This window comes from Budvicia aquatica DSM 5075 = ATCC 35567, assembly GCF_000427805.1.
Taxonomy (GTDB): Bacteria; Pseudomonadota; Gammaproteobacteria; order Enterobacterales; family Enterobacteriaceae; genus Budvicia; species Budvicia aquatica.
Window position 1 is genome coordinate 123835 of record NZ_ATYS01000009.1, and the last position, 23603, is coordinate 147437.

Consider the following 23603-nt stretch of genomic DNA (forward strand, 5'->3'; position numbering starts at 1 on the left):
GTTTGGCGTAAGGTTGCAGGGCGTTAGCTTAATTACAGCTCGGCATCCCGGTTACAGTCTTTGGAATATATATAGCTAAAAGGTTCATCGGTTCCTACCGCATATCCGGCCTGTAAACAGTAAGCGGCCATAAAGATATAGTCGCCTTTTTTAACCGGTATCCATTCATTATCTAGGTTGTACATACCTGCACCACTTAGAATATAGGCACCGTGCTCCTGAATATGGGTTTCGATATAACCATGGCTGGCGCCCGGCTCAAAGCTCAAAATATGCATATTCATATCAAAGCCCAAATGCTTAGGCAGGAAGTCTTGCAGAATAACGTTGCTCATGCCTTCATAATGGATTTTTTCCAGATTATTGGCATTACCTGAAACAACCTCAGCAGAATGACCGGCTAGCGGTGAGTACTTTCTCTTATACAGGAATAACTGACTATTTTTGTCGCCGTTATTATTCTTCAGGTACATCATGGTACCCGCCGGACAATAGAGATAACCGCCGGTGGATAGATCAAACGGCTGCTCTCCGGCAGAAGCCTTAATGTTGCCATCGATAACATAGACAAAGGTTTCAACGCCTTCAGCTCCGTAGCCTGCTTCATTACGACCGTTAGGCAACATAGTGACGATATAGTCGACAAAGGTCGCCCCCAGCTTGGGTGAGGACAGAATGGTGACATCACACTCTTCAAACCCGGGCACGATATTCTTCACTAAACCATCAGTTGGAATTAACGCATAGTTTTCACGTTTAATTACCGCTCGGGATGCCAACAGATCGCGCGGATAGCCCGTATTATTATTGAAATAACCCATGTTCAACTCCTATAAGAAACAAATCTTGTTACTCAGTATTAATTAAATTATTTACTCTTCTTCAGGTTAGAGAAGAAGAATACGGCGGTACCGACTACCAGAATAATGGCCGAAATATAGAAGCCCATCTGCTTTGAACCCAACTGATCTGAGATTACGCCGGTTAAGAACGGGGCGATAACCGATGAACTCATGCCAAAGAAGTTGAATACGCCGAAAGAGGTGCCGTATCCGGTTTTTGGTGCATGGTCAGCGACATAAGAAATCAGAATTGGCTCAACGGCTAATTTACCTAGCAGTCCGTACAGAATCAGACCGATCAGTAAGATGGTTGAATTTGGTGCAATAACGGTGACGATCAGCATCACTGCCGCACAGATCTCAAGGAAAATAATCAGACCGACTTTTCTGTCGCGGAATTTATCAGACATGCGGCTAAAGAACAGGGCACCCGGAATCGCAGAGAAAGCCACCAGGGCAGATGAGAAACCGATAGCGACGCCTTCAAAACCGCGTTCCTGCTGTAAGAAGGATGGTAACCAGGTAACCACCATATAGTAGCCGTAGCAGGTAGCGAAATAGATGATGTAGGCTGCGATCATCTTGGAGGTAAACAGGTTTGCTTTTCCTCCGGCGGTTACCGGTGAGTCAGGCATATTTGCACTGGTGGAAACTGCCGGTTTCTCTTCTTTTGGCGGAGTTTTGATCACAATGGCAAAAACTAACACCATCAGGAACAGTATTGCGGCAATCATATACAACATGATTTGCCAGTCCATCTTCAGGCTTTTTACAAAAAAGCTCGAAGCAATCAGACCAATACCCATACCAACGGCTGAACCGCTGTTGATAATCGCCGTTGCCAGACCGCGGCGTTCGGCAGGAATATTTTTTGATGACAGGGAATAGGCTGAACCATAGTAAGAACCACAACCGATACCCGCCATCAGGCTACCTAAATATACCATCGACAGGCTAGAGGCATTACCAATCACTAATGCTGCCGCGGTGAATAACAGGAATCCGGGGATTAATACCACTTTTTGGCCAAATCTGTCGACCAGCATACCTGCCGGTATTTGCATACCGGTATAGGCAAAAAAGTAGAAGCTGGCTATCAGCCCCATTTCGGCATTGGATGTAACGTTCAGAGAGGCTTGGATTTCTGGAAATATCGGAGTTAATACTGACCGATAGATCCAGATAGAGACCCAACCAAGGCAGAGAATAATAACGATCTTGTGCCAGTATTGGATACCACCACTTTTTACATTTTGATCTACGCTGTCCATTTGCATAATGTGAGTCTCTAGTTCTGATAGGCTAATTGATAAAGGGCCTGAGTCAGGGCTTTAACCCCTTCGACTAAGTCTTCAGTCTTGGTTTTTTCTGCCGGGTTGTGGCTGATGCCTTTAATGCTTGGAATAAATAACATGGCAGTAGGGATACGAGGTGCAAATATTTGTGAATCATGACCTGCGCCGCTGTGCATTAAGCGATAATTAAGCTGCTCTTTTTCACAGATATCTTTCAGGGTATTCACTAAATCCGTATCCATAGGGACCGGCGCTTCGTCCATCCAACGGTCAATCACGATCTCCATGCCCATTTCATGAGCAATCGCCTGCATATCTTTTTCAATTTCTTCAGTAAATGATTTGAGATAGGCTTGGTCAGTATGGCGGCAGTCCATGGTAAACATGACTTCGCCGGGTACGACGTTAACGGTATTGGGTTTCGGAATAACTTTCCCGAAGGTGAGAACCAGCGGATCGCCGGCAGCATTTGCTTTAGCAATAGATTCTGTACAGATACGGCTAAAACCATACACCGCATCTTTGCGATAGCTCATCGGCGTGGTGCCTGCGTGATTTGCTTCACCCTTCAGGGTAATGTTATAGCGGCGCTGACCAACAATACTGGTCACAACGCCAATGGTATTTCCTTCAGTTTCCAGTACGCTGCCTTGTTCAATATGCAGCTCAACGAAGGCTTTAATATCTTTTCGTGCAGCGCTGTCATCTTGTTTGAAGTCAAAGCCAAGGCCGCGCATGGCATCGACAAAAGGGGTGCCCGCAGCATCTTTAATATTGAGCACTTCTTCTTTTTTAGCCAGGCCTAACAAGTTTTTACTTCCCCAGAATACATAAGGGAAACGGCTGCCTTCTTCTTCCGCCAGAGAAATCACCTCAATGGTGCGCAGGGGCGTGCCATACTGCTGTTTTAAATACTGAACCGCCAAATAGGCAGCAATAATGCCAAAATGGCCGTCTAAATTACCGCCATTAACCACACTATCAATATGCGAGCCAGACATAATCACTTGGTCTTTATGCTGACTGCCGATTAACTTGCCTGATAAATTACCGACTTCATCAAACGACGTTTCTAATCCCATGTCCTCAAACTTTTGTTTTAATGCTTGCTGAGCATCAAACCATTCTTTGGAGTAGAGCAGGCGGGTTATTCCACCGCTAGGGACACTGCCGAATTGACTGAGCCAGCTAACATTACTCTCTACGTCTTGAATAATATTTTCCATCATATAATCACCTTTGTTTTGAATAGTTAGCTTCAAATAGCGTTATTTCATTTTTCAACCAAACGAATGGTTGAAAATAAATATTCAGAGTGCATTATCCATTGATGTTCATTTAATAGTCCGGTGTAATTAAATCGTTCACCGGACTTAAATATCATTTCTTAAAAGCAGGTATTAGTTACTAAAACAAATTATTAGGATGCAAATTAATCGACTCTATTTTCGAGTATTATTAATGAGCAAATGGGTCTTTATGATCGTAAGAATGATTATAAAGCGTATCAGAAAGAAGGTATTGGTATATTTCATCAACAATTTCGATGCCGTTCAGATTACTCTCATCTTCATTGATATCGCAATTTTGCCCCGGATAAAGCACCTGCTTAACACCCGGAGCCGGTTTCACAGCATTAAGATCTTTCATCGTTTGGCTGATATTCTGCTTGAAGGTTTGCGGGTCGGTAAAATAAGACGGGTTAATGACAATATGCAACTGACCAAGATTACGGCCTTCAGTCAAATCGTTATACATCGAGCTGACCCGGCTACCAAATGGCAGGCCTAATAAAATACCGGATAGAACGTCAACCATCATCATCAATCCGTAGCCTTTAGGGCCGGAAAGTGGAACCAGAGCCTTAACTTCAAACGGATCTGTCGTTGGTTCACCCTGTTCGTTTACCGCCCAGTTATCGGGAATTACGTCATTACGTGAGCGAGCATCAAGGATTTTTCCCCACGCCTGAACGGTTGTTGCCATATCAAACGTCATGACTTTATCATCTTCACCTTGGGCGGCAAACGCTATCGGGTTAGTTCCGTAGTAAACGCCGGTGCCACCAAAAGGTACCGCCATCGGGTCTGACTGACACAGTGAAATACCGACCATTCCCTGCTTAGCGGCCTGCTGTACAAAATAGGAAAGGGCGCCGCTGTGACCAATTTTTTTAACGCCAACGATGGCAATGCCGTTGGTTTGAGCTAAGGTGATTGCTTCGTCCATCGCCAGCTTAGCGGCGACATGGCCTGCGGCGTTATCGCCGTGAAATACGCCAGAGCAAGGGCCTGTCTGTTCAAAATGGAAATTGGGGCTGGTATTTGTGCCACCTTTAGATATCCGTTCTGCGTAATATTCAACTCGTACCGCACCATGAGAATGAATACCTCTGGCATCGGCATGAACCAGAACGTCAGCTACCATTGAGGCATGCTGTTCTGATAGTCCGGCTTTATTAAGTTTATTTTGAATAAGCTGATGGAGCTTCTGTCGAGTGACTTTCATGACATTTTCCTTCTGACATCGCGAATTAGGCGTTTTGTTGCGTAGCACAATACGCGGCTAAGTAATAAATAATGTGATCCAATTATCTTTTATTACATAGTTAGATGTTTTTTTAAAATAGGGCATTAATACTAAAAAAATTTAATAAATGGTTATTTTTTATTAAGCCACTTTCTATCTTTGAATAATTTTTAAATATAAATGCACTAATCAGTTAAATTTTATGATAATGGATTTAATGTGATTTAGTTCACCCTATAAGTAATTTTTTATTTGTACTGTGTCCACAGCGTTAATTGCGTGATTTTTCGGAAAATCAGTTATCTGCTAAGTTATTTGTCTCACTGCATGTTTGTGATAATAATTATACAGATTAAGAATATTATTTATATTTTGAGAAAACCGAAAATATCATTCGGGCAATGTATTCATGGTTAGGCTTTTTAAGGTGAATAAAATGATACATGCGTTTGTGAAGAAAGGGAGCTTTCAGGATTCGGTGAGTTTGATGGTGATCTCCCGAAAACTGAGTGAATCTCCTGAGGTTGATGAAGTTTCTGTAATGATGGGAACGCCGGCCAATAAATCGTTATTGGAAACAACCGGCTTCTGGCACGACCAGTTTTTAGAGGCAACGCCCAACGATATCTGTGTGGCAATACGTGCAGAGAATACCGACCCGAGCGTTATCGACTTTATTAGCGGTGAATTAGAGGCCGCCCTACAGGCCTTGGCTCAGGGGCAACGCGGCGGTAAAAAACTGCTTAAAGTTCGCCGCTGGGAAAGCGCGCTGAAAAAACTCCCTGATTCAAACTTACTGCTGATCTCTATTGCCGGTGAGTATGCCGCTAACCTGGCTGAACAGGCGTTAGACAGCGATAAAAACGTGATGATCTTCTCAGACAATATGACGCTGGAAGATGAAGTACGCTTAAAAAACAAGGCCAGTAGTAAAGGTCTGATTGTGATGGGACCTGACTGTGGTACCGCGATTATAGCCGGTGCTCCTTTAGCCTTTTCCAACGTGATGCCTAAGGGAAACATTGGCGTTATAGGCGCATCAGGTACCGGTATTCAAGAGTTGATTTCTCAGGTTGCGCTGGCCGGGCAAGGTATTACACATGCGATTGGCTTAGGTGGCCGAGATTTATCGGTTGGCGTCGGTGGCGTTAGTGCATTAACCGCACTGGATATGCTGGCCAACGATCAAGACAGCAACGTTATCGCTTTTGTTTCTAAACCTCCGGCAGAAGCAGTGCGCCAGAAGGTGATTAGTGCGATGAAAGCCATCAATAAACCTGTCGTTGCACTGTTCTTAGGAACCGCGCATGCCAAAGCGCGTGAAGGGAATGTCTATTTTGCCAATACCCTGAATCAAGCTGCAGAGCTGGCGGTTGCCTTATCTAAGGTTGAAGACGCCGCGGCGCTGCATACCAAAGCGCCGAAGAAGAAAATTATCGGGCTGTATACCGGCGGTACGCTGGCAGCTGAAGCGGCCATGTTGTTGGCCGAGCAGCTTGGACTGCAGACCGACAGTGAGCATGCCAAAGGCGTTATGTTAGCCGCTGATGGACATAAAGTTATCGATCTCGGTGATGACTTCTATACCGTAGGCCGTCCTCATCCCATGATTGACCCGACTGTACGTCAGTTGGAAATCATTAAACTGGCGGACTCTGCAGAAACCGGCGTTCTGCTCATTGATGTGGTGCTGGGTTACGGTTCACTGCTAGACCCGGCGGGTGCCGTGGTTGAGGCGGTCAATAAAATGCGTGAAAAGCGCGGCTCTCAGCCGGCAATCACCATTATTGCCACCGTCACCGGTACCGAACAGGACCCTCAGTGTCGTTCCAGTCAAATAAAAATCTTGGAAGATGCAAACATTGTGGTTTGTGAAACCCTACCGCAGGCTATTTTGCTTGCCGGTACCATGATTGCCGACGTTCCGCCAGCTAAAGAACTGAAACCGACCGCATTGCTTAACGGTGTCAACGTGATCAATGCCGGTCTGCGAGGGTTTGCTGAAGATCTTCAAAGCAGTAATGTTCCCGTGGTGCATTACCAATGGGCACCGGTTGCCGGCGGAAATGAGAAGTTAGCTAATTTATTGAAAAAATTACAGTAAGGGCATTGTTATGTATAAGTCTATTGCAGAAGCCAATACCGCAGTTATCGACCGTATTAAAGAAGCTCGTCCGCGCTGGATTGATGTGAAGCCAGCAAAAGAAGTGATTCCTGCACTTCAAACCGGCCAAAAGTTACTTCACGCCGGGCCTCCGGTGGAATGGGCTCATATGAGTGGCCCGGTTCGCGGAGCCTGCATCGGTGCTTGCCTGTTTGAAGGTTGGGCAAAAGACGAAGCTGAAGCGCTGGCATTGCTTAATGGCGGGAAGATTGAATTTATTCCTTGCCATCACGTAGATGCGGTTGGCCCTATGGGCGGAATTACCTCGGCGAATATGCCAATGATCGTTGCCTATAACGCCATACACGGCAACTATGCTTACTGTAACCTGAACGAAGGTATCGGTAAGGTTATGCGCTTTGGTGCTTATGGCCCAGATGTGCAGCAACGCCTGGCTTGGATGCGCGATGTTTTATCTCCGGTACTCAGTGAGACATTGCAGAAGTTTGAAGACGGTATTGACCTGACGGCTATGATGGCTCAAGGCATTACCATGGGTGATGAATTCCATCAGCGTAATATCGCCACATCAGCCTTGCTGATGAGAACGCTGGCACCCAAAATTTCTCAACTGGAGCGTAATAAAGAAGAGATTACCGAGGTTCTGCAGTTCCTGAGTATTACCGATCAGTTCTTCCTTAATCTGGCAATGGCTTACTGTAAAGCGGCGATGGATGCCGGTGCACAAATTAAGGCCGGTAGTATTGTTACCGCGATGACCCGTAACGGTCAAAACTTCGGTATCCGCGTCAGTGGGCTAGGGGATCGCTGGTTTACTGCGCCGGTAAATACGCCACAGGGGCTGTTCTTCACCGGCTTTAGCCAAGCTGATGCCAATCCGGATATCGGTGATAGTGCGATTACTGAAACCTTCGGCGTTGGTGGTGCAGCGATGTTAGCGGCTCCGGGCGTGACCCGTTTCGTGGGTGCCGGTGGTATTGATGCCGCGACAGAAGTTACCGAAGAGATGAGTGAAATCTATCTTGAGCACAACATGTTACTGCAAATTCCTACTTGGGATTTCCAAGGTGCATGTATCGGATTAGATATTCGTCGGGTTGTTGAAACCGGCATTACGCCACTGATTAATACCGGTATCGCACATAAAGAACCGGGCATTGGCCAGATTGGTGCCGGTACTGTTCGTCCTCCTCTGGCCTGTTTTGAAAAAGCGTTAGAGGCATTGGCTGAAGAGATGGGTATTGAGTAACTAAGTAACCGAAGAAGGCTAAGCCTTTTTGCTTATCAGCAAAACTTAGCCTTCTGGTTTCTAGCGGCAATACTGCTGATGGTAAGGAATGTTATGCAACAGGCGAATATTTTATTTACTCCACTGGCCGCCAGCCTGAATACTCAAGGAATTAAGGGGCGGATTACATGCCATAGCATTTATTCAAAGGCCATTAATCTTTGCGTGGGTGAAAATAAATTATTAACCATTCAGCGAACCGGGCAAGGTATTAGCCCGTTCGGAATAGTTCTGACAGAAGATGAGTTTTTATATTTGGCCGATGAATTATCACCAGGGCAGGTTGGTGAAATAAACCATCAGGGAATCATCTTCGGGGCACTTAATATTGCATTGCCTAAGCGCTATTTAGATTTACAGGTTCAAACCAACGGTGAAGTACGCCGTGAGTGTTTTTTCCGTTCTGTTGCGCAGAGCGGCGGTGAAACCGGTTTATATGGCGATCTTGCTCAGGCCTTACAGACGCCATTAAACAGTGAACTTATTGAAATACAGCGCAGAATTATTTATTGGCTGGAAGGCGAAACCGTGAGCTGGGAAGATTTAATCGGTAAAGGCCCGGGGCTGACGCCAAGCATGGATGACACCTTAATTGGCATATTACTGATGATATACAGCGACTGTCGTTTGGCGCAAAGGCTGCAACAGTCAGATTTTTTTACCGCGGAAGAGTTCCGGCATTTAGATAAGCTGACCACCATTGTTAGCGTTAACTATCTTCAGTGCGCGGCACAGGGTGTTTTTTCGACCCCGCTATTACATTTATCACGAGCAATATGTGGCTATTCGGTGAGTGATGAAATAAAAACCAAGCGAAGAGTCGAGCAGATATTAAGTTTAGGCCACCATTCAGGTGCAGACACCTTATTGGGCGTCGGGTTAGTTTGCCTGGCACTGAATGAATATATTAATAAGCCTTATATTAAATAGACGTATAAATAAAATAATTTAATTAATAGTTATTTGAAAAGGCGGGTTGTCTTTTTAAATGGTTATTAAGTTTCATCAATAAAATCAGTCAACAATCAGGTCTGAAATAATCTTCAGGCCCTACTGATGTTTTCTGCAAGAGGTCATAATGGATATTGAAAACAAGAAGTATAAAACGTTGGTTCTTGCTTTAGGTGGCAATGCTTTATTACAGCGAAATGAAGTTCTTTCAGCTGATAATCAATATAAAAATATTGCGGCAGTCGCTAAAGTTGTCAAAGTCTTATCGGAAGATTACAACGTAGTGATTGTTCATGGTAACGGACCTCAGGTTGGTCTGCTGTCGCTACAAAATTTGGCTTATGAAGAGACACCTGCTTATCCGTTAGATATTCTGGTTGCTGAAACTCAGGGAATGTTGGGCTATATGATTACTCAGAGCCTGGGGCAAGAACAAGGGATGCCACCGGTATCATCCGTGCTGACGAGAGTACTGGTTGATACTAATGATGCTGCTTTCCAGGACCCGACTAAATTTATCGGTCCGGTTTATAATGAGCAGGAAGCGGTAGAAATGGCACAGCGTTATGGCTGGACCATGAAGGAAGATGGCAAATATATCCGTCGTGTGGTGCCATCGCCAATGCCTAAGCGTATTTTAGATCTGGATGCTATCAATGCATTATTAAATATGCGCCACGTGGTGGTATGTAACGGTGGCGGCGGAGTACCGGTCGTTAATAACGGAGATAGCGGTTTTAGTGGTATAGAGGCGGTTATCGATAAAGACTTCTCAGCGGCATTACTTGCGTCTGAGTTAAATGCAGATTGTCTGTTAGTGCTGACCGATGCCGATGCGGTCTATCAGGACTGGGGAACGCCAAATCAGAGAGCGCTGCGGGATGTCACCGCGCAAGAGCTTAAGCCTTTCGCTATCGCTGATGGTTCAATGGGGCCTAAAGCTCAGGCGGTGATTGGCTACGTAGAGAAAAGCGGTAACCCGGCCTATATCGGTGCATTGCATGATGCGGCACAGATTCTGAAGGGCGAGAAAGGCACTAAGATTCATTTATAATCTGACTCACTCAGCTCTGACCTGCTTTGGGTGTGAGTGATTTTTTACTATGATTCTGATCGCTTGAGCGAAAACAGAAGGGCGTGCAGTTTTTTATTGCGCGCCCTTTTTTCGATGGCTCTAAATATCCATTCTGTACCAACGTTATTTGGCTTTTCTTAACTCAGTTACCGGCACGCCACCGATCCCCCAATTGTCAGTTTCTACTTCATCAATTACCACAAAGGTCGTCGCGGGGTTTTTATTCAGCACGTCGACTAACAGTTGAGTGACACCTTCAATGAGCTGCTTTTTCTGCTCGGCGGTGGCCCCTTCATTGGTTATTTTGATATTAACGTAAGGCATACTTTACTCCGTGAAAGTGGGTAACATGGTAAATAACAGCGAACTTAATCGAGCTGAATTATGACCGTTAAGTGGTGTTTTCGCTATGTGATGTGGTGCTTAAGTTGAGCCGGGACCCAAAACAACGTTATCCTTAGGCAAATAACAACTTACCGACTCTGGGCTCGGAGTCAATCTGAAGGTAGCCGATGGCCTTATCTATTATGTTGCAGGGAACAGGATCCGACGTAGGGAAAAGCGTTCTGGTTGCTGGCTTATGTCGGATTTTTTTTCAGGATGGATATCGGGTTGCCCCATTTAAATCTCAAAATATGGCCCTGAACTCGGGAATTACCGAGGCAGGTGATGAGATGGGCAGGGCACAAATATTTCAGGCTGAAGCGGCGGGAATAAAACCGGACGTTCGAATGAATCCGGTTTTACTTAAACCCACTAGTGATATGCAGGCTCAGGTTATTGTGATGGGAAAAGTATTCAACCATATGGATGCCGTTACCTATCACCAGTATAAACCTCGATTAATGGATCACATTGAACAGGTATACCGCAGTCTGGCTTCTGAGCAGGAAATTATTGTGCTGGAAGGCGCCGGAAGCCCGGCCGAGATAAATCTGCGCGATCGTGACATCGTGAATATGGGCATGGCTGAACGAATAGATGCACCGGTGATTCTGGTGGCCGATATCGATCGCGGCGGCGTATTTGCTGCCATTTATGGCACGCTTGCGTTACTCAGCGATGATGAACGGGCGCGAGTGAAAGGGGTCATTATTAACAAATTTCGCGGAGACGTTGCCTTACTTCATTCCGGTATTGAAATGATTGAACAAATGACGTCAGTACCGGTGTTAGGCGTGATGCCTTTTATTGAACTCAATATTGAAGATGAAGACAGCGTCGGGCTTAGCCAAAATAAGTACCGCCAGCGTAATCATGCCAGCCACAATCAATTAGATATCGCCGTTATTCACCTGCCTTACTTGTCTAACTTTACCGATTTTAACGCGTTAGCTATCCAGCCTGATGTTCATCTGCGCTATGTTATGCGCGATGAGAAGATTGGATATCCGGATTTACTGATTATACCCGGCAGTAAGAACACCCTCGGCGATCTTAAATACCTGCGGGAAAGCGGTATGGAACAGGAAATTCTGCGGCTTAACCAGTTAGGCATTCCTATTATAGGGATCTGTGGCGGTTACCAGATGCTGGGGAATCGGTTATATGACGGTATTGAATCAGGTATAGCTCAAATGGACGGATTGGGATTACTTGATTGTGAAACCCGGTTTTCCGCGGAAAAAACCACCACTCAGGTTGAAGCCAAAGTTAGCGTTTTACCGCCTGATGATGAAGGATTGTTTCAGGTGGATAATGAAATGATCATTGAAGGCTATGAAATTCATATGGGACAAACGGTTATAGGCTCAAACACTCGGCCTTTCTGCCGCTTGATCAGCCGTAACGGCCAGGTTGTTGAATCTGATGACGGCGCGGTCAGTCTATCGGGGAATGTCATGGGTAGCTATATTCACGGTATTTTTGATCGCGAGCCCTTTACCCGCCAGCTGTTAAATAAGTTACGCCAGCGAAAACAGCTGCCGCCACTGGAACAGAGCCAATCACTCGACGCGTTTAAACAGCGGGAATATGACCATCTGGCCGATAATATGCGTGAATATATTGATATTCAAAAAATCTACCGGCTGATGGCCGACCATGCTGAGCAGCAAAGTAAGCAGACAAAAATATGATGATTTTAGTTACCGGCGGAGCCCGAAGCGGTAAGAGCCGCCTGGCAGAGAAAATGGCCAATCAACGGGCAATCCGTGATGGCGCTGATGTTCTTTATATTGCGACTTCAGTGGCTACCGATGCTGAGATGACGCTACGTATTGAACAACATAAACAGGCACGTCCGGCACACTGGAAAACCCATGAAGGATACCGCCAGTTGGGCAATGAAATTCGCCAACAATCGACAAATTTTCCGGTGATAGTACTTGAATGTATTACCACGATGCTGACTAACTTACTGTTTGATCAGGCCGGTGATGCAGATCCTGAAAAGCTGGACTATGACGCAATTGAACAACGCCTGTCGCTTGAGATTGATGATCTATTGCAAGCCTGTGCTAGCAGTGAAAGCCATATCATCATCGTCACCAATGAGTTGGGATGTGGCATCGTGCCGGAATATACGCTGGCACGACGTTTTCTTGATATTGCCGGTAGGGTGAATCAACGTTTGGCTGAACAGGCTCAGGAAGTTCACTTTGTGGTTTCAGGTATTGATATGAAAATTAAGGGTTAAAAAAGATGAAATATATAAAACTCTTTTTAGCATCGTTACAGTTTATGAGCCGTATTCCGGTGCCGGAACGCTATACATCCGGTTTAGATATCACTGACTATCGCAAGGGAATTATCACTTTTCCATTGGTTGGTCTTGTTGTTGGTGTTATCAGTGCGTTTGTTTTTGTCTTGACTCAAATGTGGTGGGGTAATTTGCTTGCCGCAGCCTGTGCCGTATTGACTATGGCGGCTATTACCGGTGGGTTTCATCTGGATGGCTTAGCGGATACCGCTGACGGTATTTTTTCTTCCAGACCGAGAGCGCGGATGTTGGAAATCATGCGCGATAGCCGTATTGGCACTCACGGAACGCTGGCACTGATATTTAAAATTGCCCTGCATATTTTAGTTGTTTATCAACTGGCCGAAAATCAGGCGGCGGTTATGGGGCTACTGATAGCCGCACCGGTTGTCGGTAGGTCGCTAAGTGTCTTACTGATGTATCGCCAAAACTATGCCCGAGAAAGCGGCGTAGGTAATTTATATATTGGTAAAATCAGCGGCAGTGAGTTCTGCCAAACCCTGATACTGTGTGCCGTTTTGGTCTTTTTCCTTGCCGGTAGCTATGCGCTACTGACTATCGTGGCTACGGCGGTGGTAGTGTTAATTTACCGTACGCTTATTCAGAATAAACTCGGCGGGCAGACCGGTGACACTATTGGGGCAGGTATCGAAATAGGTGAATTGTTGTTCTTACTGTTGATGGTTCATTAATAGATGAAATTATTCTTAGTCCGGCACGGTGAAACAGAGGCGAATAAAAGCGGTGTTTATTCCGGCATCAGTGATACCCCGCTTAATAACAACGGCATTCTTCAGGCTCAAGCATTAGCCAAAGCTTTAGCAGGAATACATTTTGACGGTGTTATTACCAGCAAATTGATACGGACCAGCCAAACGGCAAGCTATATTTCGCCCGGAAACCGGGCCGAACATCGTGCTATCGCTGAGTTTAATGAGATCAATTTTGGTCGCTGGGAAGGTCGGCATTACAAGGATATTGCTTTGGATGATGCGATAGCTTACGCCGCATGGTCTGACGACTGGCAGCATACTGCGCCGCCACAAGGTGAAAGTTTCCACCATTTTTTTCAACGCATTCAGCAATCATTGACTGACTGGCTGGCTGACAATCAACGACAGTCAGTGCTGTTGGTCGGGCACCAAGGGACGCTGCGCTGTATTTTACTCACTTTACTCGGACTTCCCGCCGAGGCATTTTGGCACTTTACCTTTATGCAAGGCGCTTACAGCGTGATTGATATCCGGCAAGGGCACGCGGTGATTGAGAGTATTAATATTCGCGCTGAATAGCGCGAGTGTTTCAATATCAAACCCATGGATGTTCGTTTGCATCCATAAAATAGACAATAAAGGCCTATATTTAATGAAAACTCTGGCTCAGATAATTAACGCTATCCGTCCGTTGAATACCGATGCTATGCAAGACATGTCGGATAAGCTGGATGGTTTGCTAAAGCCGACCGGAAGTTTGGGGCAGCTAGAGACGCTGGCCATTCAGCTTAGCGGTATTTCACACTCCACTGATATCCACTTTGAGCGTAAACAAATTATTGTTATGGCCGCAGATCACGGTGTTTTTGACGAAGGTATCAGCGTATCACCGCAGATAGTGACTCAAATCCAAATGTTGAACATGACTAAAGGTGTCACCGGCGTATGCGTACTGGCTAAAAATGCCGGAGCAGAGGTTTTGCTGGTAGATACCGGCATTAAATGCGCTCCCATTGAGGGTGTACTGAATCATAAAGTCAGGGCGGATGGCTCTGGCAACATAGCCAAACAGGCTGCAATGAGTCGCTGTGAGGCAGTTACTCTTTTGGAGAACAGTGCTCGGTTGGCAATTGAGCAGGTTAACAATGGTATTCAGCTAATCGGGGTTGGTGAGTTAGGTATGGGTAATACTACGCCGGCAGCAGCGATTGTCAGCGTACTTTGTCACGTTGACCCACAGTTGACCGTTGGCGTTGGTGCTAATTTGCCGACGGATAAGCTAGCGCACAAGGTCGCGGTAGTGAGAAAAGCGATTGAAGTTAACCAGCCAGACTCAAACGATGGTATCGATGTATTAGCAAAAGTCGGTGGTTTTGATCTTGGCGGTATGGCCGGTGTGATGATTGGAGCTGCATCAGCGGGTGTTCCGGTCGTTTTAGACGGATTTCTTTCTTATGCCGCTGCTCTGATAGCGATTCAAATTGCTCCGAACGCTCGACCCTATTTAATTTCGTCTCACCGATCTGCCGAATATGGCGCAGGTGTCGCATTAAATAATTTAGGATTAAAACCCTATTTAGATATGGAAATGCGATTAGGCGAGGGAAGCGGGGCAGCGATGGCTTTCCCTATTATTGATGCCGCCTGCGTAATGGCTAACCAGATGGGAACCCTGGCCGGGTCAAATATTGAATTACCGGTTTAATGTTCTATGCTGTTATTAAATGTGGCTGATGACTCAGCATGAACATGTACGGGTATCTGTTTACGTTGATAACAAGGCACAGCTACCCGTACTGAAATAGAATAATATTGTTATTTGGTACCGGGAATATGTAGGTTTTGGTTATACTGGTTTTATTTCGATCGAATAGATCGTTATTTAATCATTATTTAATATATTATGCTAAAATTTATTTATGTTTGATCGAAATTTAGCAAAATTTTCGCTAAATATTAAAAGCTCAGTGATATAAATTGTTGTAATAGTTACGCGTGTTATTAAAGTAAGTTGAGTACGATCGCTTTTACGGTTGCCGCCGTTTTATTTGATACTGCGAGCTTTTTTAATACATTATTTATGTGAAAGTTAACCGTACGGTCGCTAATAGACATAAGGACAGATATCTCATTGGACGTTTTGCCTTCTGCAGTCCAACGAAGAATGTCTATTTCTCTTTTAGTTAGCTTGTGGTCAATTTCACTCGATTTTAGCGGCATGAGTTTTTCTGCTAAACCGGTATGGGCTAACTGAGATAGCCAGATAAGGGAAGGGGCCTGAACTAACAGCGTCTTTTGCGTTATTTCGGGATTATCGCTGGCAAAGGTCAGCATACCTATACGGCCGTTTACGTCTTTTTGTGATTGGGAAATACCTTGCTTAATACCGAAAGAACGCGCGTCTTCCCAAAAGTAAGGCGCCTCTTTAAAGACGTTCTCTTCCCAGAATAAAACCTGGGTTGAACGCATTCCGTGCTTAACGGTAGGATCTATCTCTAGATAGTTATTGGTACTATAGGTTTGGTTCCAGTCATCAGGGTAATTATTAATAACCTGAGTTTCATGCGAAGAAATCGGGTAAATAGACCTGACGCCATAAGCACAATATTCAAAACCTAAATTAGAAACCGCTGTCTGTAATGCAGTGAAAAAAGTGCCTTTATCCTTGGCTTTTGATAAATTTTCATAAGTTTTATAGAGATTAATTTTCAAAATCCTTCCTTTGATAGCAATAAACTCAGACAGGAACTCAGTATCGGTAAGTATTATTTAGTGGTTTATTACTACTGTGTGGCTATATACAATAAATTCAGTTGTTTAGCCGGTTAATTAATCACCATGTCACAGGCATGTTACGTTAACTAGTATACTAATAGCATAAGTGAAACCTGTAAATGAAATAAGTCATGATTATCTGAAGATAGTCATTAAATGGGATCTGTGGGGGATAAATGCGTAATAAAAAAAATATTTGTGAAAAAAGTTTAAGTGAAAAATCGGCAATAAAACAAGACTTCCGTATCAATATTGAAGTCGATTTTTTTCGCGATCTTGAGTTAATTCACCTATATTCTGCCGCTTATGAAGAACCAGAAAGTTCGCATTCTGTTGGGGGGATTATTACTCGAATTAATGGGTATACAGAATGGGTGAGTAAAATATCACCAGTTATATCAATTGGTTGGGATTGGGAGCTGCGTTACGAAAATGCGACCTGTCAATATGTTAAAACCGGTCCTGCATTCAGTAATATTGCATTTTTAATCAAAAATAATGACTATTCAGACCTGAATGAAGATGCCTATACTCAAAGGCTGATCGATAGCAAAATAAGGCTGATTGGCTGGGAGAAAAAAATACTCCAGTCTATCACTCAGTAAAAGCGTTTTAAAGCTGGTAGTTCTGTCAGGTTACTATCTGTAATCCAATGTTATTAATATATTTTCACTCTATTAATAATATAGGATTACATATTATGGAATTTTTGTCCGGACCAACAAACAATTTGCCCGTTGGGTTAGAAAATGAGCTTGCCGTCTATCGTTATAAAGTATTTGTCGAGCGATTAGGCTGGGAATTAGATACACCGAAAGGATATGAAAGAGATCAGTTTGATAAACCTGATACGGTGTATGTCGTTGCGAGAAATAGTGACAAAGAGATTATCGGCTGCTCACGATTATTACCTACATCTGAACCCTATTTATTAAGCGAAGTGTTCCCGCATTTATTAAACGGAAATCCACCGCCGCATTCTCCGGCCATCTGGGAGATATCCCGCTTTTCTGCTCTGGACTTAAATGCATCAAGTTTAGAGAAACAGAAAGGTAGTTTATCATCCGTTGTGGCTGCCGGATTGTTGAAAGAATCGATTAATTATCTGGCCAGATATAATATCACTACCATTATTACCGTCTCACCGTTAGCGGTAGAGAGATTAATTAAAGGATTGGGATATAAAGTACACCGTGGTGGGCCACCGGTATTAGTCGATGGCCACCCAGTGATTGCCTGTATTATTGATCTAACCTAAATGATTCCTAGGTAGAAATAAACATAGCCAGTGGTATAAATGTGCATTTTTGATATTACTGGCTACTATTCCATTTACCGCCAAACATTTACCAATCTATTCCCTGACGTGCCTGAATACCGGCTTCAAAAGCATGTTTCACCGGTCTTAATTCGCTGACGGTATCCGCGAGCTCGATAAGTTCACGATGGCATCCCCGGCCGGTAACGATCACAGTCTGGTCGATAGGACGTTGGTTTAATGCCTCGATGACCTCATTTAAATCGATATAATCATAGGTAATCATATAGGTGAGTTCATCCAGCACCACCAGACTGAGCGATTCATCAGCCAGCATGCGTTTACCGTGTTGCCAAACCGCTTGGGCCGCTTGAGTATCAGTTTCTTTGTTTTGAGTATCCCAGGTAAATCCGGTTGCCATAATTTGAAATTCGACGCCGTGCTGTGCAAGCAGGTTACGTTCACCGCATTCCCAGGTACCTTTGATAAATTGGATAACCGCGGCTTTTTGTCCGTGTCCTACCGCGCGAGCGACGGTGCCAAAAGCGGCGGTACTTTTACCTTTTCCATTACCAGTGAATATCAACAGCAGCCCGTGGTTTTCGGTTGCCGCAGCAATACGTTTATCGACATTTTCTTTTATGCGCTGCTGGCGTTGCTGGTAGCGGTTGTCGGTTGAGTTTGTCATGACTATGTTGCTCTTTTGATAATGGGAAGTGATAAGGGTAGCAATTTGTGTTATCTATTATCCAGTGTTATTGCCATAATCCGTGGCTGAGTGACTTTTTATCACCATTTTGTCGATATTTCTTTGTTATCAATGTCATTTTTGTAGTATTAGATTATTACGTTATGTACTAAAGTAGTTCAGGCCAACACATTTCGAATACAACAATCATCGTTATCATGAGCCGGAGCTCAGTCGGTGAATTGAATCGCAGAAGAAATAAGAAAATAGTCAATTTAAGGGGTAGGGAATGTTTGAACACGTGAATGCATATGCCGGCGATCCGATCCTTTCATTAATGGAAGATTTTGGTAAAGACCCGCGTGATAACAAAGTGAATTTAAGTATTGGCCTTTATTACGATGAGCAAGGCCGTATTCCTATTCTGAATTCGGTTGCCCAAGCCAAAGAGCGCCTGTTTAAGACTAATCACGACCCTCTGGTTTATTTACCGATGGAAGGGCTGGCATCATACCGTTCAGTGACTCAACGTTTGTTGCTAGGAGATGAAAGCCCGGCAATAGCCAATAATCGCGTCGCGACGATTCAGACATTGGGTGGTTCAGGGGCGTTGAAAGTCGGGGCCGACTTCCTTAAAACATATTTTCCAGATTCGCAGGTATGGGTCAGTAATCCGACTTGGGATAACCATGTTGCAATCTTTGAAGGGGCGGGCATTAAAGTTAATCGCTACCCTTATTTTGACAGCGAGACGAAAGGGGTTGCCTTCGAACTGATGCTGGCTACTCTGAAAACATTACCGGCTAATAGCATTGTTTTACTGCATCCTTGTTGCCACAATCCCACCGGCGCTGACTTGGCTCCAGAGCAGTGGGACCAAGTGATTAGCGTATTAGGTGAGCGTCAGCTCATTGCGTTTATGGATATTGCATACCAAGGATTCAGTAAAGGCCTCGATCAGGATGCATACGCGATACGCGCCGTTGCTGATGCCGGCCTGCCTTGTTTACTGTCTAACTCATACTCTAAAAACTTTTCCATTTACGGTGAACGCTGTGGCGGGCTATCGGTATTCTGTAATAACGCAGATGAAGCAGCCAGAGTGCAAGGGCAGTTAAAATCTACCGTGCGTCGTAACTATTCCAGTCCGCCGATTCATGGGGCACAAATCGTTTCAATGGTGCTGTCTGATCCTGAGCTAAAAGCAACATGGATAGCAGAAGTGGAAGAAATGCGCTTGAGAATTTTGCAGATGCGCCAGCAAATGGTGAGGGTGATGACGCAGGCGTTGCCGGGTAAAGATGCGAGCTTCCTAGTGAAACAGACCGGTATGTTTAGTTATACCGGCCTGACGCCGGAACAGGTTGATCGGTTACGCAATGAGTTTGCTATCTATCTGGTCAGAAACGGTCGTATGTGCCTGACGGGGTTAAACAGTGCGAATGTTGATCGGGTTGCAGCGGCGTTTGCAGCAGTGCAGTAAAAACAGATAATTTAACCTTGAGTGGCCCGATAAATTTATCGGGCCATTTTTTATGTTATGAACGATCATCAAATACAAAACCCCGGACAATACGTGACACTGTATCGTCCGGGGTTTTTTCTATAATTTTTTATATTTTAATTGGTTAATAACGTTAAGCCTGATAAACGGTCTTACCACCCACAACGGTTAATAACACCTTTACGTTTTCAATATCTTCAGGCGGGATAGTAAATACATTGCGGTCAATAACGATCATATCGGCAAATTTTCCGACCTCTAAAGAACCGATTACGTCTTCACGATGCTGAGCATAGGCTGAATCAATCGTCGCGGAGCGTAAAACTTCGGTCACCGTCAGATTACGATCGTTATCGAGCCGCGGCGGTGTTATGCCATTAACGGTTCGCCCCTGACGAGTGGCTGCAACCTTCAGGTCATACCATTCATCTAATCCGTCAATTGGCCAGTCACTACCAAAAGCCACGACTGCACCGGCATCGATAAATTTAGCGATAGGTTCCAACTCTTGAAAACGAGTTTCACCCAGCATATGGCGCTCAGCAATGACTAATTCAGGCGTTGGGGCAGCCCATTGGAATGACAAACAGGCAATAGCGCCTAAACGAGCAAAACGCTGGTAATCATTCGCATTTACCAGCTCATTGTGTGCAAGGCCCGGGCGAATGTCCTTTCCCGGATGAGCCGCGCGCATTTTTTCAATGGCATTCAGAGCAATTGATACTGCACCTTCGCCAACGGTATGCAGATGAGGATCAAATCCGGCGGCCGCGATTTTTTCCATCAGTTCATCCAGAATCTCTGGTGTGAAATACAGGTCACCATAACGATCGGTTAACTGCCAGTCAGGCGCCTCTTCCGTACCCTGATTAATGGTATAAGGTTCAAGCAGGGAGGCGGTCATGGTCGGCGGCTGCAACACGCCGTCGACAAACATTTTGATATTGTGTAAACCAATACCCGGCTCAGGGGTCCACTGTTGCTGATGGTAACGGTTAGCAAATTCAACGGCTTTTTCAACTGCACCGGCAACGGCTTCAACGCTGTTAGCATCGTCAGGCGTAATTTCGCGGGCAGCCTGGAAACGCAGAGTTAGCTCGCCTTTATTTTGCAGTGAACTAAATGCATCAAGCTGTTTAGCTGAAACGCGGGCGTCCATCACCGTAGTGACGCCCTGTGCATTCAAGGTTTTTTGTACCAAACGGGCAACCTGCTCAGCCTGTTGAGCATTAAGTGACGGAATACTGTCTACGGCACGCATTGCCGGAGCATCTTCCAGAATGCCATTCAGCTCGCCATTTGGGTACTTGCCGATTTTGCCGTCGCTAGGCTCAGGTGTATTCTGGTCAATACCAAACAGTGCTAATGCGCGGCTGTTGGCCAACATCGTGTGACAGTCATTTGAAAACAGAATAACCGGACGGTTAGTTTTCAACTTATCCATATCTGAACGGTACATATCAGTACCCGCCGGGAGCATTCCCTGACGTAGCCATGCGGTGACTTTGAGCCAGTCGTTTTCACCGGTTAATAGGTCGCTATCCAGGTGTTGTTGCACCCGATCGATAATTTGTTCAATGGTCAGCGATTCATAATTCAGATGGCAACCTGAAAGTTGTTCTCCGCCCCAGAAAGGGTGCATGTGCCCGTCAATGATACCCGGCATCATCATTTTGCCGTGTAAATCGATTTTAAGCGTTTGCTCGTTGGCGTAGCTTTCTAGCTGTTGGCTGGTACCGCAGGCCAGTACTTTACCGCAGGCAATGGCAATAGCTTCTACAATGCTGTCTTGAGCGTCTGCAGTGTAGATATAACCATTGAAATATATAACGTCGGCCAGTTGATTACTCATGGTCTGTCATCCATTTGGGTCAAAAATATTATTCACTTACCGACGCGTCAATCTGGCAGCGGCATATTTATGTTTGTTTTAACGCTTCCCACATTGAGTGTTGTTAGTTGCATCATCAGGGAGTTTGCGAATTAAACGGGTATATCGAAAATAACAAACGGGGAGAGATTCCCCCCGTTTTATTCATCAGTTCCCGAGGCCGGGTTGATGATTAGCCAATGATCAGATCCACTTCTTCAGCAGAGATCGCCGGCGGAGTTTTACGGAATCCCTTGGTCAGTACCGCAAGGTAACCAATACCAATGGATAACCACATCATACCCACCGTTAATGCTTCTTTATCTAAACTGGTCCATAACCATAGGGTTAGCAGAACACCGATGGAAGGCAGAACCAGACAGGTAAATAGCTTTTTCATACTGTGAGACGGCTCTTTACTATCAATAATAAACAGCTTGATGACTGACAGATTGACGAACGTAAAGGCAATCAAAGCACCAAAGCTAATCATCGATGCCACCATATTTAAGGTCAGAACCAGCGCAAACAGCGAAGTAAAACCAACAAAAATGATAGACAGAACCGGCGTATTCAAACGCGGGTGGATATAGGCGAAAACAGACTTAGGCAAAACGCCTTCACGACCCATGGCATAGAAAATTCGTACGATGCTGGCTTGTGACGTCATGGCTGAAGCAAATACGCCGGTGACATAAAAAATAACAAAACCGGCACCCATCAGCGATCCGCCAACGCGCTCCATTACCGCCAGACTGGCAATATCCGTATTCGGTAGAAAATCTTGCCATTCCGGATAGACCAGATGAGCACAGTAAGAAATTAGAATGAACAGGGCTCCGGCGATCAGTACGGTATACATGATAGCGCGCGGCAATGAGCGTTTAGCGTCTTTAGTCTCTTCAGCCATGGTTGATATTGCGTCAAAACCAAGAAATGCCAGACAAAGAATGGCGGCACCGGCAAATAGGCCGGAAACCTGATCCTGAGTAAAGGCCAACGGAGCCATTAATGCGTTAACATCTAACGGTGCCGAAGTGCGAAAACACAGATACAGAAACACGCTGATAAACAGCAACTGTAAAATGATGATCAGCATATTCATTGAACTGACAAGCTTGATTCCCAGAATATTTAAGCCGGTCACCAGAAGTATGGTGCCACAGATAAATACGCCCATTGGAATGGACGGGAATGCCTGATTTAAGAATATACCAATAGCAATGTAATTGATTATAGGCAAAAACAGATAATCAAGTAATTGAGTCCAGCCAACCAGAAATCCAAGATTGCCCCCGAATGTTTTTTGAACATAAGAGTAGGCTGAACCAGAAAGAGGTAACTGACTGGTCATACGGCAATAGCTTAACGCCGTAAACAGGATCGCAGCTAAGGTGATGATATAAGCCACTGGCAAGTGACCTTGGCTAAGTACTGTGACTTGGCCATAAGTGGTAAAGATGCCTAACGGAACCATGTAGGCCAAACCGAAGAATACTAAAGCCGGAGTGGTTAGTACTCTTTTCATACGTGCTGCTTCTTGATGCATTATTTTCCAAGCCCTTCCCAAAAGCCCTACTCAATGCAGCCTATAAGATATAGAACTACACCTGAAATAATCGATAGATGCGCTCATTTTCAGTGAATACGTTGGGGAGAAACTTAAGTCTAAATTAAGTCATCCTCCATCGCTGGGGTGAGCGCAGGGGGCGTACCATATAGCAGTTATTTGTATTTAGCAATAAATAGCGGCCCCCTGCGGGAAATTTAACGCAGAGGTTCGAAATAACTTAATACATTATAGTAAGTTATGCAATAAACCCGTGGGGTGAAAAATAGGCGTAATGCGAAGCTTTTTGTTGTTATTTAGTGTTAATTGTTATTGATTCAGATCGATAAATAACATCAACAGATTTTTCTGGCAATCGAAAGCGTGTTGAACGACAAATTTAAATAATGACTTTGCAGAGGTAGTCGTCCGTCAGCAGT

Annotated in this window: 21 protein-coding genes; 12 read left to right on the forward strand and 9 right to left on the reverse strand. The window is 44.8% G+C overall.

What is annotated here, in order from left to right; genetic code table 11:
• Positions 1-32: 32 nt before the first annotated feature.
• The 4 genes from allE to allD form a co-directional block, all read right to left on the reverse strand.
• Positions 33-821, reverse strand: a complete 789-nt coding sequence (allE, locus tag YWE_RS0105740; RefSeq protein WP_029093659.1) for a (S)-ureidoglycine aminohydrolase — start codon at positions 819-821, stop codon at positions 33-35.
• A gap of 47 nt (positions 822-868) precedes the next feature.
• Positions 869-2113 carry an MFS transporter gene (locus tag YWE_RS0105745; RefSeq protein ID WP_029093660.1) on the reverse strand — a complete coding sequence of 415 codons (1245 nt, stop codon included), beginning with the start codon at positions 2111-2113 and terminating at the stop codon, positions 869-871.
• 17 nt (positions 2114-2130) lie between these two features.
• Positions 2131-3366, reverse strand: coding sequence for an allantoate deiminase (gene allC / locus YWE_RS0105750; protein ID WP_029093661.1), 1236 nt, complete (start codon positions 3364-3366; stop codon positions 2131-2133).
• 229 nt (positions 3367-3595) lie between these two features.
• Positions 3596-4645, reverse strand: a complete 1050-nt coding sequence (allD, locus tag YWE_RS0105755; RefSeq protein ID WP_029093662.1) for an ureidoglycolate dehydrogenase — start codon at positions 4643-4645, stop codon at positions 3596-3598.
• Between the two features lie 457 nt (positions 4646-5102).
• Here allD and fdrA point away from each other — a divergent pair, with 457 nt between their 5' ends.
• The 4 genes from fdrA to YWE_RS0105775 all read left to right on the forward strand — a co-directional run bounded on the left by fdrA (position 5103) and on the right by YWE_RS0105775 (position 10084).
• Complete coding sequence (gene fdrA, locus YWE_RS0105760) at positions 5103-6770, forward strand: acyl-CoA synthetase FdrA (RefSeq protein WP_029093663.1); 1668 nt, start codon at positions 5103-5105, stop codon at positions 6768-6770.
• Positions 6771-6780: 10 nt separating this feature from the next.
• Positions 6781-8040 carry a YlbE family protein gene (locus tag YWE_RS0105765; RefSeq protein WP_029093664.1) on the forward strand — a complete coding sequence of 420 codons (1260 nt, stop codon included), beginning with the start codon at positions 6781-6783 and terminating at the stop codon, positions 8038-8040.
• Positions 8041-8133: 93 nt separating this feature from the next.
• The gene (locus tag YWE_RS26730) at positions 8134-9009 is read left to right on the forward strand and encodes an oxamate carbamoyltransferase subunit AllH family protein (protein WP_051323217.1); all 876 of its coding nucleotides are present in this window, start codon (positions 8134-8136) and stop codon (positions 9007-9009) included.
• Between the two features lie 148 nt (positions 9010-9157).
• A complete protein-coding gene (locus YWE_RS0105775) occupies positions 9158-10084 on the forward strand; it encodes a carbamate kinase (RefSeq protein WP_036015223.1) in 927 nt (308 codons plus the stop codon).
• Positions 10085-10228: 144 nt separating this feature from the next.
• Here YWE_RS0105775 and YWE_RS0105780 read toward each other — a convergent pair whose 3' ends face one another.
• On the reverse strand, positions 10229-10429 hold the full coding sequence (locus YWE_RS0105780) for a 2-hydroxymuconate tautomerase family protein (RefSeq protein ID WP_029093666.1): 201 nt from the start codon (positions 10427-10429) through the stop codon (positions 10229-10231).
• Between the two features lie 188 nt (positions 10430-10617).
• Between YWE_RS0105780 and YWE_RS0105785 the strand changes: the two genes are divergently transcribed.
• The 5 genes from YWE_RS0105785 (at position 10618) to cobT (ending at position 15224) form a co-directional block, all read left to right on the forward strand.
• Positions 10618-12183, forward strand: coding sequence for a cobyric acid synthase (locus YWE_RS0105785; RefSeq protein ID WP_029093667.1), 1566 nt, complete (start codon positions 10618-10620; stop codon positions 12181-12183).
• A complete protein-coding gene (gene cobU, locus YWE_RS0105790) occupies positions 12183-12743 on the forward strand; it encodes a bifunctional adenosylcobinamide kinase/adenosylcobinamide-phosphate guanylyltransferase (RefSeq protein WP_029093668.1) in 561 nt (186 codons plus the stop codon). Before YWE_RS0105785 ends, cobU begins: the two co-directional genes overlap by 1 nt.
• Before the next feature lie 5 nt (positions 12744-12748).
• Positions 12749-13498: an adenosylcobinamide-GDP ribazoletransferase gene (gene cobS, locus YWE_RS0105795; RefSeq protein ID WP_099044172.1), complete on the forward strand. Its 750-nt coding sequence runs from the start codon at positions 12749-12751 to the stop codon at positions 13496-13498.
• A 3-nt stretch (positions 13499-13501) separates the two neighbouring features.
• The gene (cobC, locus tag YWE_RS0105800) at positions 13502-14098 is read left to right on the forward strand and encodes an alpha-ribazole phosphatase (RefSeq protein ID WP_029093670.1); all 597 of its coding nucleotides are present in this window, start codon (positions 13502-13504) and stop codon (positions 14096-14098) included.
• 73 nt (positions 14099-14171) lie between these two features.
• Entirely contained in the window at positions 14172-15224 is a 1053-nt protein-coding gene (gene cobT / locus YWE_RS0105805; protein WP_029093671.1) for a nicotinate-nucleotide--dimethylbenzimidazole phosphoribosyltransferase, read from the forward strand.
• 296 nt (positions 15225-15520) lie between these two features.
• Here cobT and YWE_RS0105810 read toward each other — a convergent pair whose 3' ends face one another.
• Positions 15521-16231, reverse strand: coding sequence for an autoinducer binding domain-containing protein (locus YWE_RS0105810; protein WP_029093672.1), 711 nt, complete (start codon positions 16229-16231; stop codon positions 15521-15523).
• A gap of 239 nt (positions 16232-16470) precedes the next feature.
• Between YWE_RS0105810 and YWE_RS0105815 the strand changes: the two genes are divergently transcribed.
• Together YWE_RS0105815 and YWE_RS0105820 are read left to right on the forward strand one after the other, a co-directional pair.
• Positions 16471-16899, forward strand: a complete 429-nt coding sequence (locus tag YWE_RS0105815) for a DUF4902 domain-containing protein (protein ID WP_029093673.1) — start codon at positions 16471-16473, stop codon at positions 16897-16899.
• Between the two features lie 95 nt (positions 16900-16994).
• The gene (locus YWE_RS0105820; RefSeq protein WP_029093674.1) at positions 16995-17552 is read left to right on the forward strand and encodes an acyl-homoserine-lactone synthase; all 558 of its coding nucleotides are present in this window, start codon (positions 16995-16997) and stop codon (positions 17550-17552) included.
• 88 nt (positions 17553-17640) lie between these two features.
• On the opposite strand, the gene cobO is transcribed toward YWE_RS0105820, so the two are convergent.
• Positions 17641-18240 carry a cob(I)yrinic acid a,c-diamide adenosyltransferase gene (gene cobO, locus YWE_RS0105825; protein WP_036015226.1) on the reverse strand — a complete coding sequence of 200 codons (600 nt, stop codon included), beginning with the start codon at positions 18238-18240 and terminating at the stop codon, positions 17641-17643.
• Between the two features lie 289 nt (positions 18241-18529).
• Here cobO and YWE_RS0105830 point away from each other — a divergent pair, with 289 nt between their 5' ends.
• Positions 18530-19723, forward strand: coding sequence for an amino acid aminotransferase (locus YWE_RS0105830; protein WP_029093676.1), 1194 nt, complete (start codon positions 18530-18532; stop codon positions 19721-19723).
• Between the two features lie 154 nt (positions 19724-19877).
• On the opposite strand, the gene YWE_RS0105835 is transcribed toward YWE_RS0105830, so the two are convergent.
• On the reverse strand, positions 19878-21596 hold the full coding sequence (locus tag YWE_RS0105835) for an amidohydrolase (RefSeq protein WP_029093677.1): 1719 nt from the start codon (positions 21594-21596) through the stop codon (positions 19878-19880).
• 211 nt (positions 21597-21807) lie between these two features.
• Positions 21808-23142, reverse strand: a complete 1335-nt coding sequence (locus YWE_RS0105840; RefSeq protein ID WP_227659941.1) for an APC family permease — start codon at positions 23140-23142, stop codon at positions 21808-21810.
• Positions 23143-23603 lie beyond the last annotated feature (461 nt).